This window comes from Candidatus Chloroploca asiatica (assembly GCF_002532075.1).
GTDB lineage: Bacteria > Chloroflexota > Chloroflexia > Chloroflexales > Chloroflexaceae > Chloroploca > Chloroploca asiatica.
This window is the reverse complement of sequence record NZ_LYXE01000069.1, coordinates 47,912-60,741: the sequence shown is the minus strand read 5'-3', so window position 1 is coordinate 60,741 and position 12,830 is coordinate 47,912. Positions and strand designations below refer to the sequence as shown.

The 12,830-nt window shown below is 57.1% G+C and carries 12 protein-coding genes; 5 read left to right on the top strand and 7 right to left on the bottom strand.

Features of this window, described 5'->3' with window-relative positions:
• Positions 1-80: 80 nt before the first annotated feature.
• Positions 81-611, top strand: coding sequence for a polyhydroxyalkanoate synthesis regulator DNA-binding domain-containing protein (locus A9Q02_RS08005; protein WP_097651833.1), 531 nt, complete (start codon positions 81-83; stop codon positions 609-611).
• Between the two features lie 62 nt (positions 612-673).
• The gene (locus A9Q02_RS08000) at positions 674-1,915 is read left to right on the top strand and encodes a patatin-like phospholipase family protein (protein WP_097651832.1); all 1,242 of its coding nucleotides are present in this window, start codon (positions 674-676) and stop codon (positions 1,913-1,915) included.
• An 82-nt stretch (positions 1,916-1,997) separates the two neighbouring features.
• On the opposite strand, the gene A9Q02_RS07995 is transcribed toward A9Q02_RS08000, so the two are convergent.
• The gene (locus A9Q02_RS07995) at positions 1,998-2,612 is read right to left on the bottom strand and encodes a PspC domain-containing protein (protein ID WP_097651831.1); all 615 of its coding nucleotides are present in this window, start codon (positions 2,610-2,612) and stop codon (positions 1,998-2,000) included.
• A gap of 256 nt (positions 2,613-2,868) precedes the next feature.
• Between A9Q02_RS07995 and A9Q02_RS07990 the strand changes: the two genes are divergently transcribed.
• A complete protein-coding gene (locus A9Q02_RS07990) occupies positions 2,869-3,735 on the top strand; it encodes a tetratricopeptide repeat protein (RefSeq protein WP_097651830.1) in 867 nt (288 codons plus the stop codon).
• Positions 3,736-3,790: 55 nt separating this feature from the next.
• On the opposite strand, the gene A9Q02_RS07985 is transcribed toward A9Q02_RS07990, so the two are convergent.
• The 6 genes from A9Q02_RS07985 to thrC all read right to left on the bottom strand — a co-directional run bounded on the left by A9Q02_RS07985 (position 3,791) and on the right by thrC (position 9,322).
• Positions 3,791-4,462: a M23 family metallopeptidase gene (locus A9Q02_RS07985; RefSeq protein WP_097651829.1), complete on the bottom strand. Its 672-nt coding sequence runs from the start codon at positions 4,460-4,462 to the stop codon at positions 3,791-3,793.
• Between the two features lie 2 nt (positions 4,463-4,464).
• Complete coding sequence (locus A9Q02_RS07980; RefSeq protein ID WP_245860455.1) at positions 4,465-5,454, bottom strand: glucosaminidase domain-containing protein; 990 nt, start codon at positions 5,452-5,454, stop codon at positions 4,465-4,467.
• Entirely contained in the window at positions 5,451-5,975 is a 525-nt protein-coding gene (locus A9Q02_RS07975) for a hypothetical protein (RefSeq protein ID WP_245860454.1), read from the bottom strand. The genes A9Q02_RS07980 and A9Q02_RS07975 overlap by 4 nt, the downstream gene beginning before the upstream one ends.
• A gap of 212 nt (positions 5,976-6,187) precedes the next feature.
• Complete coding sequence (rlmD, locus tag A9Q02_RS07970) at positions 6,188-7,405, bottom strand: 23S rRNA (uracil(1939)-C(5))-methyltransferase RlmD (protein WP_097651853.1); 1,218 nt, start codon at positions 7,403-7,405, stop codon at positions 6,188-6,190.
• 12 nt (positions 7,406-7,417) lie between these two features.
• Positions 7,418-7,921, bottom strand: a complete 504-nt coding sequence (locus A9Q02_RS07965; RefSeq protein ID WP_097651827.1) for a 3-isopropylmalate dehydratase small subunit — start codon at positions 7,919-7,921, stop codon at positions 7,418-7,420.
• Positions 7,922-7,927: 6 nt separating this feature from the next.
• Entirely contained in the window at positions 7,928-9,322 is a 1,395-nt protein-coding gene (thrC, locus tag A9Q02_RS07960) for a threonine synthase (RefSeq protein WP_245860453.1), read from the bottom strand.
• A 126-nt stretch (positions 9,323-9,448) separates the two neighbouring features.
• Here thrC and A9Q02_RS07955 point away from each other — a divergent pair, with 126 nt between their 5' ends.
• Together A9Q02_RS07955 and A9Q02_RS07950 are read left to right on the top strand one after the other, a co-directional pair.
• Entirely contained in the window at positions 9,449-10,450 is a 1,002-nt protein-coding gene (locus A9Q02_RS07955) for an ABC transporter ATP-binding protein (protein ID WP_097651826.1), read from the top strand.
• A gap of 11 nt (positions 10,451-10,461) precedes the next feature.
• Positions 10,462-12,702, top strand: a complete 2,241-nt coding sequence (locus tag A9Q02_RS07950) for a stage II sporulation protein M (protein ID WP_172450782.1) — start codon at positions 10,462-10,464, stop codon at positions 12,700-12,702.
• The last annotated feature ends 128 nt before the right edge of the window (positions 12,703-12,830 follow it).

The following is a 12,830-nucleotide window of genomic DNA, read 5'->3' as shown; positions in this document are numbered from 1 at the left end:
CTGTATCGTCAACGCTGAAGCACACGAATTGACACAGCGTGTTATAATAGACGTACCGCGCTGAAAGAGATCCGAGTGCTATGAATGTGATAAAAAAATACGCGAATCGCAAACTTTACCATACCAACCGCAAGCAGTACATTACGCTTGATGGCATTGCCAAGTTGGTACAAGAGGGCGAGCCTGTCCGAGTACTTGATAATGAGACGGGCGAGGATATTACTTCGGTCATTCTGGCCCAAGTGGTACTTCAGTCGCGTGGGCGCAATGGCACCCAACTGCCCACCCAACTCTTAACCGGGTTGATCCAGGTTGGCGGCGATACGATCTCTAGTTTGCGACGTTCACTCGCAACGTCGCTCGGCGGGGCCGAGGTTCTTGATGGCGAAATTGAACGTCGGATTGATTATCTGGTGGTTACAGGGGCGTTGACCGCCGAAGAGAGTCAGCGCTGGCGACATTTGTTGACCGGAAATCATTTCAATCAACCTGCCGAAAATTCTATTGATGCCATGCCGAGCCGCAATGACGTGGCTCGCTTACACGAACAGGTTGATGCGCTCTCTCTGATTATTGAGCAGTTAGCAAATCAACGCGAGCACGAGGTCTAAGTCGTTTGGGTCATCGTCTGGTGCGGCCCAGAGCCGTACCTACATTCCTAGATGGGGCATCTATGCAACGCAGCAAGACCGCCCTTGTGCTGGCGGGTGGTGGAGTCGCCGGGGCAGCGTACGAAATCGGTGCGATGTGCGCAATTGATCAACTCCTTGATCAAGTGTCGGTGAATGAGTTCGATATCTATGTTGGTACCAGTGCAGGTGGGCTGATCGCGTCTTGTCTCGCGAATAATATCTCTCCTCGCACGCTTCTCTCTGTCCTCAATAGTTCGCTGCTTGGCATTGACCAACTCGCACCACAGCATCTCTTTTCACTCGATGTGCCGGGGATGTTCAAGCGGATCCAACGGTTGCCTGGGGCTATCGGTACGATGCTCCGTCGTATGCTGGCTGAAGGTGAGACCTTTACGCTGCTCGATACGGTTGAGTATCTCGCCTCTGGCTTGCCAACCGGGCTCTATGATACGCATATGCTCGAAAAGTATCTGCGCTCCGCGCTCGCGCAGCCAGGTCGAAGCAATCGCTTTGCCGATCTCCCCCATCAACTCGCGATTGTGGCGACCGATCTCGATACCGGTGAACGTGCGGTCTTTGGCAAACCACCCCTGCACAATGTCCCAATCTCGCAGGCGGTCTGTGCTTCTGCGGCCATCCCCCTCTTCTATCGCCCTGTCTTGATCAATAATCACTACTATATTGACGGGGGCATTCGTGGTACCGCAAGCCTTGATGTCGCCATCGAGTCAGGTGCCGAGTTGATCGTGTGTATCAACCCAATGGTGCCGTTTGATAACCACAACCATAAACCCGGTGCCGGGCTCAATGATGAGGGTATTCACCGCGTGGGGAGCCAGGTCTTCCGTACCTTCATCCACGCTGGTCTTCATTACCATATGAAGCAGGTGCGCCGTCGCCATCCTGAGGTCGATATTGTGCTGATCGAGCCGACCCGTGATGACCAGGTGATGTTTGGCGATAGCACGATGCGCTATCATACCCGCCTGAAGATCGCGCAACACGGCTATGAAACGGTCGCGCGCCACCTCAACGAGCACTATACCTACTACAAGGCAATGATGGGACGCCACGGGGTGCAGATCAGCAATAAACGCATTACCCACGATTTGCGCAATCTTGCCTCAGTGGGCAATGATGTGCGCAATGTCCACGCGGCACTCGCTGCCGATGGGTCACTCCATAGCGCTCCGGCCGGGCTGGCCCATACCCTCGCTGAACTCGACCGCCTCATTACGCGCCTCGAGCAACAACCTGCTCGGCCTGCCCATCAGGTGAGGTAATGCCGCTCGACCCGAAGACGCGACAAAGAACCGGCTAGTTGCGCTAGCCGGTTCTTTGTCGTGTCTTCAGGCCACCTTTTAACTAGCGTTTGCGCAAGAGGAGCATCCCCCCTGCGACGATCAACAACACTGGGAAGATCAAGGACATATTGATCCCCAGTTGCTCAAGGAAGATCAAGCTCCCAATGCCCAGCAAAATGGTTCCGAGTAAACGCCAACTCCGTTTGCGCCGTGCCCCCCCCTCGGGCACCAGATCGGTACCATAGGGCTGGGCAGGATCGGCACCGACCGGAGCATCAGGATCAAGCATCTGGCCTGTGTATGGGTCAAAACGGTAGACTGGTGCATCAGGTGCAGCCGCAAAACCGGCCTCACCCCCGAGCCGCGTCCGCACTCCCTCTTGGCGCTGCCCAACCAGAACCTCTCGCGCTATGGTGCCTCGAACCTGTTGCTGCTCATCAAGGTAGCCATAGGTTGTTGAAGCCTGGTGCTGCTTCTGTGCAACCGTTGCCGCTGCACCCTTGGGCATAATCACCCAGAGGACAAGATAGATCGGGAGGCCAAAGCCGCTCGTTAGCGTCACGACAACAAACAGTAACCGGACAATCACCGGGTCAATGGCAAAGTATTCAGCGAGACCACCGCAGACCCCCGCCACCATCGACTCGCTGGTGCTACGGGTAAGGCGCGCTTGCATAATAAGTTGCTCCTTCTCAGATCACAAGGCGGTCAATCTGCCGCTTCTACCCCTTTGACGCTGCAACACTCAGGCTTGTTGCACCTGATACCAATAAGAATTGAGCACTCTGCATCGGTCGTGCGGCCAACGCACCTTGGAAGGTCTTGCCCGGCCATCTACCATCCAAAAGCTACCATCTGAAATGGTAAGAGTGACCGTACATGTCACAGGTGTCTTCTATACTACATCCAAAGCCCCACCCAAAGGAGTATCAATGTCATCACAGGCTCGCAAATCGTGGCCCACGCTCCCCACCGGGCAACCCTTCAACTGGCTTGGCAAGCAACTCTTGCTTGTGCCCGAAGCGGTGCTCTTGCTCGTGGTGCTCCTCTTCCACGTCTTGCTTGGCGGTAGCCTACTCACTGCCTTGATTGGCCTTGCCCTTGTACTCTATCTCGTGTTACGCCTAAGTCTCCTGGGGATGGCACGCCAGGCCGTCACGACAGCCAGCTATGCACGCGCCGAACAGGTGCTCGCATGGCTGCTACGCCTCTATCCATACTCGGCCGATGCATATGCCTTGCAAGGGGCGACCTTGCTGGCACGAGGCCAGAGCGAAGCCGCGATCATGGCCTTTCAGCGGGCGATCGCTCTCTTTCCTGCACATCCCGAATTGCACGCAACGCTGAGCGCCGCGCTCCTCGATACAGGTCTCTTCCACGAAGCACGCCAGGCCGCAACCCAGGCCCTTGAGCTTAATCCACGTTCGGCAAGTGCCTATCTGCAACTCGCCGGCATCGAGGAACAACTGGGCAAACCCATCGCAACCATCGAAATGCTCTTGCGCTCAGGGCTAGCCGTGCATCCATTGCCTCCCGATGAAGCCGCTTTGCGCTGTGCGCTGATAGGTCTCTTACTCAATCAGCAGCGCAGCCAAGAGGCCAGACAGATGCTCACCTTGATTGAGCCCTTGTTGCCAGCTTGTCCTGCCCCGCAACGTGCCGACATCCATTTCTATCTGGGGACGCTGCTCAACGCCATTGACGCGCCCGAGCAGGCCCGCCTCCATTTCGAGCAGAGTACGCAGATCGACCCGCGTGGTCGTCACGCTGCCGATGCCTGGCGCGCTGGCAGACAGTAAGCTCAAGCGCACTGCGGTATGATAACGATGACAATGCAGTGCGCTTGTGATCTGCTCAGGGTGCTAGTTCGAACGGGCTAAAATCGAGGGGGTTGCGATTGATCCACGCACCATTGACCTTTTCCCAAACCTGATAATCAAGGTGCGGACCCGACGACATCCCAGTTGATCCCATCGTGCCAATAAGATCGCCTCGGGCAACAACCTGCCCGTTACTCACCGTAAAAGTAGCCAGATGAGCATACCCTGTGCGATACGCATCATTGACGATCCAGACATGATTGCCAGCGGGATAACTATTTGGCGTGACGGTGACAACCCCATCGTGGGTTGCATAAATTGGATGGTTCCAACTCCCCTGGGGATCAGCCATGCCATTGCCAGTGCTGTCGATCGCCAGATCAATCGCCCCCCAGACGTGCGCCGGGGCATGTGTGCCAACGCCATACCCCTGCGTCATCACAGTACTGGTTGCTCGCAGCGGGTTGCCATAGGGACGCTGCGCATCTGGTTGACCACGCCCCTGCTGAGGTTCAGCGACTGCGCGCAAGCTATTGTCGTTGACCGAGGCGAGTGCATTCGTCATGACCGCCGGGGCAAGGCCCTGCCAGCGCGTATACTGCACTGGCTCGTCGTCAGTGCGCAACCACAAGGCCAGGATACCAAGCGAGATCACCAACAAGAAGATCAACGGGCGTCGCCGGCTCTGAGCATAGTGGGCACTCATAGCTACTGTACCCCCTGGGTACGCCAGCGATCAACGAGCTTTTGGACGACGTTGACATAGCCGTTGACATCATTTTCAAAGGAAGGTGCATAGACAGGAATAATATCGGCGACCGTTTGATGCCCTCGCCCCTGTAGATACTCAACATCAATCAGACGGTACCAATCGGCAATGCCATCGTTCCACGAAGGATAATCACGAAACCGACCATAACAGGTTGGATACCCGGCACAGATAATGTTGCCAACATTATGCGTCGTCGAGCCATCAGGCTTGAGCCCGGCCCAACCCTGAGCAGTCCCAGCACCACTCTCGTGAATGAAAAAGGCAACCGCAAAAGCCGGATCAATGCCACGCTGCTGCCCCAGATCAAACCATACGGCACCTGTGCCAGTGGCGGGTGAACCGTACAAAGCCAGGATGGCGTCAATTTGCTGTGGTGTCAGGCTCGGCGCGGCACGCAAGGCATAATCACCCGGAGGACGAACATCACTCAAAAAGACTGCACTGAGGCTATTAGTAACCTGTGGCTGCCCCTCAGAAAATACTTGTGTGCTCCAATTACTGATCAAACCGCCGTTACCGTCAGGACGCATCAGCACTAGTACCAATAGGCTGAGCAGAGCCACGCCCCCAAGGATGAGCCACTGCTTGAAACCACTGATTGATGGAGCAGAAGGCAGTGACGCAAGATGCATCCCCGTCCGAAAATGTGAGCGAGCCGTCTGATGTTCAAAGCGGATCGCCTCTTCGGTAAGCTCATCAAGACGCTGCTGCGAGCACTGTAGTGGTTCGCTTGCTACAGCATACATGTCATGATCGCCAGGCAATTCATCAAGCGGGGTGGGACGGGGACGTATGGGTAACGGCAGATCATCGCCGTTAAGCCAGTCAATCGAAGAACGACGCATCCGTTGCACCGGCTGTGAAGCAAGAGGGGCCACCCTAGACGTACTGCGACGTCTGACTGGATCTTCGTCAAATCTGTTCACAGCCCCTGCTCCTGCATCATTTGTTGCTGCTCTTCTAGTGTTGGGAGACGGAAACCCTCGGCACGATTCAAGTAGATCACGTGCTCATTCCTTACCGTGGCAAGGAGGTCAAGGCGACCATCACGATCAAGGTCATATAGCGATAATATCACAGGCGTCAAATCTTCGCGTGCCCCAAAAAGGTACGGGCCAGGCAAACTCTGCACGTGAGTCGCATCTCCTCCCGGTAAAGCGAGAATAACAACCTGACGGTCGAGATTCAACCCGATGAACCGGGTTGGCCGACCAGCATCTTCCGCTGGATGCCCAACAAAGCCTTCAATATGGGTGGTACGAGGACGACCATAACGCACATCATCAAGACGCTCTTTTGTCCACCCAACGGCCGCATCAATGACGACGTAACTTGCCATCGCGACCAGCAGGAGGGTGACAATGTAGGCAACAAGGCTGATGCTGCCTGGCAAACGGCTGACGGCGGTAGAATTACTGCGACCGACCTGTTCGCGTGCTGCTGCCATAGATGCCCCCGCTTTCCTCATATCACACGTAGTAGTCTGTAACGTACGTTTTCTGCTTTGCTGCCGAAGGGAGTGCCGGCTGAAGCCGGCTTCAGCCGGCACTCCAGAAGCGCATCAGGAAACTTCGTTGACAGACAACTTCGTGGTGCCCGAATAAGAACAAAGGTTCTTTAAAGATGATGGGCATATGATATCAGAACGTACGTTCGGTGTCAAGCAGATAAATCGAGGATAGCCATGGTTTCAACATGCGGGGTATGGGGAAACATATCGTAGCCCTGCATGCGTTCTACCCGATAGCGGCGCGTGAGCACCTGCAAATCCTCGATCTGGGTCAGCGGATTACAAGAGACATACACTATCCGTGCCGGAGCCAGGCGCAAGAGTTCAGCACACACCTCGGGGCCCAGGCCCGTACGCGGCGGGTCGGCGACCACAAGGTCGAGCTGTGACGCCTCGGACGATTGCAAAAAGGGTAAAACCTCCTGGGCAAAAGCCTGTACATTCGTAACGCCGTGGGCTTCGGCATTCCGCGCCGCCAGCACCGCACTCTCTGCGACCGCCTCGACACACATCACGTTGGCCGCGTGCGACGCCAGGTGCAAGGCAAGTGTCCCAACGCCACCATAGAGATCGCCAACCGTGGGCAGTGCTTGCCCAGGGACAGCCGCAGCGATAACGGCATCACGCACATCATCAAGCAACCGTTCGAGCAAATGGACATTGTTTTGAAAAAAGGTATTCGGTCCAATCGCCAGTTCCGTCGCCCCGGCACGCATCAAGAGGGTCTCGCTGCCCCAGCTACGTACCGGTGTTCCAAACGAAAGATCGGTTCGACTCGCATTGAGCAACCAGTGAAAGCCAACCACCCCTGGCTGCGCCAGCGCAATCTGAGCTAGCGCGTGCATTGCCGGTTCGTACTGCGCCCCTTCAGCCGTCACGACAGCGAGCAACAGGGTATCAGATGGGCTCCGTCGTACCACGACATAGCGCAAAAAACCTTCGTGCGTACGCAGGTTGTAGTCGGGCAAGCCGAGTTCAGTCGCACTGATCCAGATCGTTTTAGCCGCAGCAAAGGCAGCCGGAGGAATCAGGTGACAAGTCTCAAGCTCAACAATATAGTTAAATTTGCCACGCGCACGCAGCCCAAAACGGCCTTTGGTGGCAACATAATCCATGCGTGTACGGTACGCATATGGGTCGGGTGATGCCACAACCTCAAGTGGTTGCGCAGGCAAGCAAGGTGCGAGTTGTTCCGCCGATGCAAAAAGCCTGTTCAACGCCTCAGCTTTGGCCGCCACCTGGTCGCTATACCGACGATCCTGGAAGGCACAGCCACCACACATCGTTGTATGAGGGCAGCGCGGCTCTTGTTCCTCACCTGCTCGTGCAAGGCTCGTCACCAGTGACCGAAACTCTTTGGAACGCATGCGCATTATCTCCTATTCGGCATATCCTTCGTCTTCAACAACACGGCGCATACGAGTCAGTAGCTGTGTCCGGCGCACGGCATCAAGCGTCGCCCGCTCAAGCGGTGTATAGAACCAGGTTGTGTCAGCGCACGTCAGCGACCCGCGTTCCAGATCAAGCCGGACAAGACGTGCTTCAGTCAGCAGCGTGCTTGCCTCGGGAAGGGCAAGGATCGGGAGCCCATAGATGCTCGCGATTGTGGCAACCTCAGGGGCAACTGCGGCACAGATCACTGCGGCAAACCCGACGGATTGCAGGGCAATGACGGCCATCTCGTGGCCTGGCCCGGCGTTCATCGTGCCCGCAACCACCAGCACATCACCCTCAACCACTCGTTCCGTCAGCGCAGGATCAACCGCAGCCAGGCAATGTGCAGCAAGTAAGGCCGGATCGCCACTGGCCGCAATCGCCTGATCAATAATCTGGTGCGGCCACAGATCCCCCTGGACACAACGGGTATAGCCGGTGAGCACCATAGCGCCTCAATTGAGCGGCCGTGCATTCATGCGCTCATCGAGCGCACGACGCACGGCATCAAGCTCAGCCGGCAACTCAATGGGCGGATTCGCATACTGACCGACAACATCACGCAGGGTGTGTTCGTGATAATCTACCTTGAAACGGCTAAACTTCAGACCGTGCGCCGTTGAGACGACCACGACCTGATCGGCGGGGTGGATAATGCCCCGATCAATGAGCTTGATCGTTGCCGCAAGCGCAACCCCTGTATGCGGACACGCATACGCCCCGGTGCGGTCAGCTCGGGCCGCTGCATCAGCCAACTCTTGCTCACTCGCCTGCTCAACAATGCCGTTGAAGCGTTGGAGCATCGTAATCGCCCGGTTAATGCTGATCGGGTCGCCGATCTGGATCGCCGAAGCGGCCGTAGGGCGCGCCGTGATCGGCTCATAGCGCCAATCATTGCAAAAGGCCCGATAAAGCGGATTGGCATGCTCGGCCTGGGCACAGACAATGCGCGGCAATCTGGTGATCAAACCCAACTCATACATCAGCAACAGGCCCTTGCCAAGGGCAAAGGTATTGCCAAGATTGCCCCCAGGAATGACAATCCAATCCGGCACCTGCCAGTCAAACTGCTGCACAATTTCGATCCCAACCGTCTTCTGACCTTCCACGCGCAATGAGTTGAGTGAGTTAGCCAGATAAATACCACTATTTGGATCGGCCGTCACGTCGCGCACCAGGCGCATACAGCCATCAAAATCAGTATCCAACGAAAGCACCGTCGCACCGTGGGCAATCGGCTGCACTAGTTGCGCCACACTGACTTTGCCCTTGGGCAGGAAGACGATCGTCGGAATACCCGCCGCCGCCCCGTAGGCCGCAAGCGCCGCCGAGGTGTCGCCGGTCGAAGCGCAGGCAATCGCACGGATCGGTTTGCCCTCGCTGATCATCTGACGCACCACGCTGACAAGCACGGTCATGCCGAGATCTTTGAAACTGCCAGTATGACTATTGCCACACATTTTGATCCAGAGGTTTTCGACCCCGATCTCGCGCCCGAAACGCTCGGCCCAGAAGAGGTTTGTGCCACCCTCAAACATGCTCACGATATTTTCATCGTCAACCGTTGGACAAACCCACTCCTTTTTTCCCCACACCCCAGAACCAAACGGCCACGTCGTCCGCATCCAACGCCCCTCAAAGAGGCGCCGCCACTCATCGGCACTCCGCTGGCGCAGGGCATCGAGATCATGGCGTACTTCAAGCAACCCACCCGAACGTGAATAGTAGACAACCTCGGTCAGGGGATAACGCTCATCCGGGTCATCCTGGGCAGCAAACCAGGCACTATACGGGGTCATAATCGTCCACCTGAGGGCATTCGCATACGCGGCAAGCTTCTGTGCAACCATGCCATCCTGTTGCACACCTGGAAAGGTATTATACCATTCCTTATCCTTTCACCTGTGACGAAACAGGGTACAATGATTCAAGGGAAAACATGTCAAGCGTCCACCTCAACAACTCGGGAGTTGATCATGATTGAGGCCTATCAACTAAGTAAGCAGTTTGGCGGCTTCCACGCGGTACGTAGTATTGATCTTGAGGTGCATCCTGGTGAACTGCTTGCCCTGCTCGGACCAAATGGGGCAGGCAAGACGACGACCGTGCGCATGCTCGGGGCTATCTTGCGCCCGTCGAGCGGGTATGCCCGGATCTGCGGCCTTGATGTCGTCACACAAGCCCAAACCGTACGCGGCAAAGTCGGCCTCCTCACCGAATATCCGGGTCTCTATGGGCGTATGGCCGCCCTCGAGTATCTCGATTTTTTTGGCGGCCTACTCGGGCTCGATCCACGTCAACGCAGTGCGCGCGCCAATCTCTTGTTGCAGCAGTTTGGCCTATGGGAAGCCCGCCACCGGCGTCTCGACGGCTATTCCAAAGGCATGAAGCAGAAGATTGCCCTCGTCCGTGCCTTGATCCACGATCCGCCGGTGCTCTTTCTCGATGAACCAACGACCGCCATGGATCCGCAGAGCGCCCGCACCGTGCGCGATGCCATCGGTGAGTTGCGCCAGGCTGACCGCTCGATCCTGTTGACGACGCACAATCTGGCCGAGGCCGAAACGCTGGCTGACCGCGTTGCGATCATTCGCGGCGGGCAAATCATTGCGCTCGGCACCTTTGCCGAACTGAGCCGCCAGTTGCTCGGCGAGCCGCTCTTCGAACTGGTGCTTGCTGCGCCTTACACAGGTGCCGAGGCTGAACCACTGCTTACCGATCTCGTCACCGTCGAAGCCACCAACGCAACACGTCTGCGCTTCCGTAGCGCCCAACCCAACCAGGTCAATCCGGTCATCCTGAGCCGCCTGACCGCACGCGGGATGCCCGTCGTGGCCCTCGCTGAAGTGACCCGTAGCCTTGAGGATGTCTATTTGCGCATCGTCGCGGATGATTCTTCGTTTGGCCGCACCATCCCCGAAGCGACTGAAACGATCATGACCAACTTGAATCCAGAGCTTGACTCGGCAAAACTATGAAGACCAACCATATGCTCGCTATTACGCGACGTGAAGTGCGCGAAACCCTGGGCGATTGGCGCGTCGTTTTACCGATGCTGCTCTTGACCCTGATTTTGCCCCAATTGCTCGTCGCAGCCTCATCGCAGGTGATCCGTTTTGTTGATGATCCCGATCTCGCTGAACGCCTCGTGCCGTTTGCGGCCCTACTGGTCGGATTTGTCCCTGCGAGCTTTTCGTTGATTACGGCCCTCGAGTCCTTTGTCGGCGAACGTGAACGCAATACGCTCGAGTCGCTGCTTGCGATGCCCCTCTCAGATAATGAACTCTATCTGGGCAAGCTCGGTTCGTCACTCTTGACGCCGCTGCTTTCGAGTTTGATCGCGATGCTGATCTTTGTTGGCCTCTTGCTTGGCTTTCGCCCCGATCTCTATTTTGGGTCGATGGATCTGTCGCGCTTGGTCTTGCTGTTGCTCCTGGTTACGTGTATGGCCGTGGTGATGGTGACCGGTGCCGTCGTGATTTCGTCACACATCACGACCGTGCGAGCGGCCAACTTGATGTCGAGTTTTATCCTCATCCCAATGGTGGGGATTATGCAGATTGCTGCCTTTCTGATCATCAACGGTCGGTGGACTGAGTTGTGGCTGGTTGCTGCCGCCCTGGTTGTCCTTAGCGCACTGTTGATCCGCATCGGTATGCGTACCTTCAGCCGCGAAGAACTCCTCTCACGTGAGCATCTCCAGGGCCAGATCAACTGGAGTTTACCGCTGCCAGCCTGGTGGAAAGAACGCCGATCACCTCGCAAGGTGCATCAAGCCAGGTGGTCCCAATCGGCAGTCTGGCTCATTGCCCGCCGTGAACTGAACGAAGTTATCACCGACTGGCGCGTGCTTATTCCGCTCTTCACCTTGATCTTTGGGTTGCCCCTGGGGTTGCTCGCCGGGGTGAATCTGGCGCTCGATTTTGTTGAGGGCGAAGGAAATATCGCTCGCCTGGTTCCTTTTGTTGGCCTGCTCGTCGGGTTTGTTCCCGCCAGTTTTGCCCTCATTACGGCCATCGAGTCCTTTGTCGGCGAACGCGAACGCAACAGTCTCGAGTCGCTCCTGGCAATGCCCGTCTCGGATCGCGAACTCTACCTGGGCAAGTTGATCGCCGCCCTGATCGTGCCCCTCGTTGGCAGTCTGACCGCCATGTTCACCTTTCTCGCGGCCATCCGCCTTGTCTTTCCACGGCTCTATCTGGTGGGGATGCAGCCCGAGACACTGCCCCTGCTGATCCTGATGATCAGTGTGGTGAACCTGCTGATGGTTGCCGGGGCCGTGGTGATTTCGACCAATACGAGCAGCATTCGGGCCGCCACGCTCCTCGCTTCGGCTGTCCTGGTGCCCACCGCCGTGGTGATCCAGCTTCAAGTCCTGCTCTTCATTGCCCAACGCTACGATGTGCTCTGGTATGTGCTCGCCGGTCTCTTTGTGGTTGCACTCGCCTTTATTCGCAGTGGCATGGCCGGTTTTAACCGCGAGGAGATTCTCTCGCGTGAACATGATGACCTCAATCCAAGCCACATTGCGGCGACCTTGCGCAGCTTCTTCCGCGAGCACCAGCCTGCTGGGGTTCCCGTAACAGCGTATCACGGGTTGGCCTTTTCACCACGCCGGTTTTATCGGTACGAATTTCCGGCCCTCTTGCGCGAGCTGCGCTTGCCCATCCTGGCCGTGCTCCTTGTCTCCATCGGCGGAACCTGGCTGGGGCTTAACTTTGCTCCCTCCATCCTCAATGTTAATATCCAAAACCAACTTGGCAATCCTCCGCCTCCCTCGTTCGCATTGGCGGCGTTTGTCTTTGCCAACAACCTGCGCGTCTCGGTGCTCTCGAATATCTTTTCGGTGATCAGTTTCGGTATCTTTGCCCTGATGGTGCCAGGCGTGGCCTTTGGTCAGATCGGCTTTTTTGCCGGTCAACTGGCCCGCGAGGGCGGCAACTGGCTGGCACTCGGCAATGATAGCCCGTTGCAGTTTCTGCTAGCGTATGTGGTGCCCCACGGAATCATCGAATTGCCGACGTTTATCCTGAGCGCAGCGCTGGGCCTGCGGATCGGCGCGGCTTTGCTTTCGCCACCGCCCGGGTTTAGCCCCGCCGACAATCTGCTCTGGGCCCTGGCGAATTTCGCCAAAGTCTGGATGCTCGTGCTCGTGCCGCTGATTGCACTTGGAGCGCTCGTCGAAGGGCTGATCACGCCACGGGTGGTGCTGATGCTCTATGGGGGCTAGGGCGATTGCATCTTCCGCAAGGGCACCCGCAAGGGCACCCGCAAGGGCACCCGCAAGGGGTGCCCGCAAGGGCACCCGCAAGGGGTGCCCCTACACCGGATTCGGGCCCCGCCCCGGTACGGGCACCC

Coding starts and splice junctions, on each gene's coding strand:
- A9Q02_RS08005 (WP_097651833.1), top strand. CDS start 81: ATGAATGTGATAAAAAAATACGCGAATCGCAAACTTTACCATACCAAC.
- A9Q02_RS08000 (WP_097651832.1), top strand. CDS start 674: ATGCAACGCAGCAAGACCGCCCTTGTGCTGGCGGGTGGTGGAGTCGCC.
- A9Q02_RS07995 (WP_097651831.1), bottom strand. CDS start 2,612: ATGCAAGCGCGCCTTACCCGTAGCACCAGCGAGTCGATGGTGGCGGGG.
- A9Q02_RS07990 (WP_097651830.1), top strand. CDS start 2,869: ATGTCATCACAGGCTCGCAAATCGTGGCCCACGCTCCCCACCGGGCAA.
- A9Q02_RS07985 (WP_097651829.1), bottom strand. CDS start 4,462: ATGAGTGCCCACTATGCTCAGAGCCGGCGACGCCCGTTGATCTTCTTG.
- A9Q02_RS07975 (WP_245860454.1), bottom strand. CDS start 5,975: ATGGCAGCAGCACGCGAACAGGTCGGTCGCAGTAATTCTACCGCCGTC.
- rlmD (WP_097651853.1), bottom strand. CDS start 7,405: ATGCGTTCCAAAGAGTTTCGGTCACTGGTGACGAGCCTTGCACGAGCA.
- A9Q02_RS07965 (WP_097651827.1), bottom strand. CDS start 7,921: ATGGTGCTCACCGGCTATACCCGTTGTGTCCAGGGGGATCTGTGGCCG.
- thrC (WP_245860453.1), bottom strand. CDS start 9,322: ATGGTTGCACAGAAGCTTGCCGCGTATGCGAATGCCCTCAGGTGGACG.
- A9Q02_RS07955 (WP_097651826.1), top strand. CDS start 9,449: ATGATTGAGGCCTATCAACTAAGTAAGCAGTTTGGCGGCTTCCACGCG.
- A9Q02_RS07950 (WP_172450782.1), top strand. CDS start 10,462: ATGCTCGCTATTACGCGACGTGAAGTGCGCGAAACCCTGGGCGATTGG.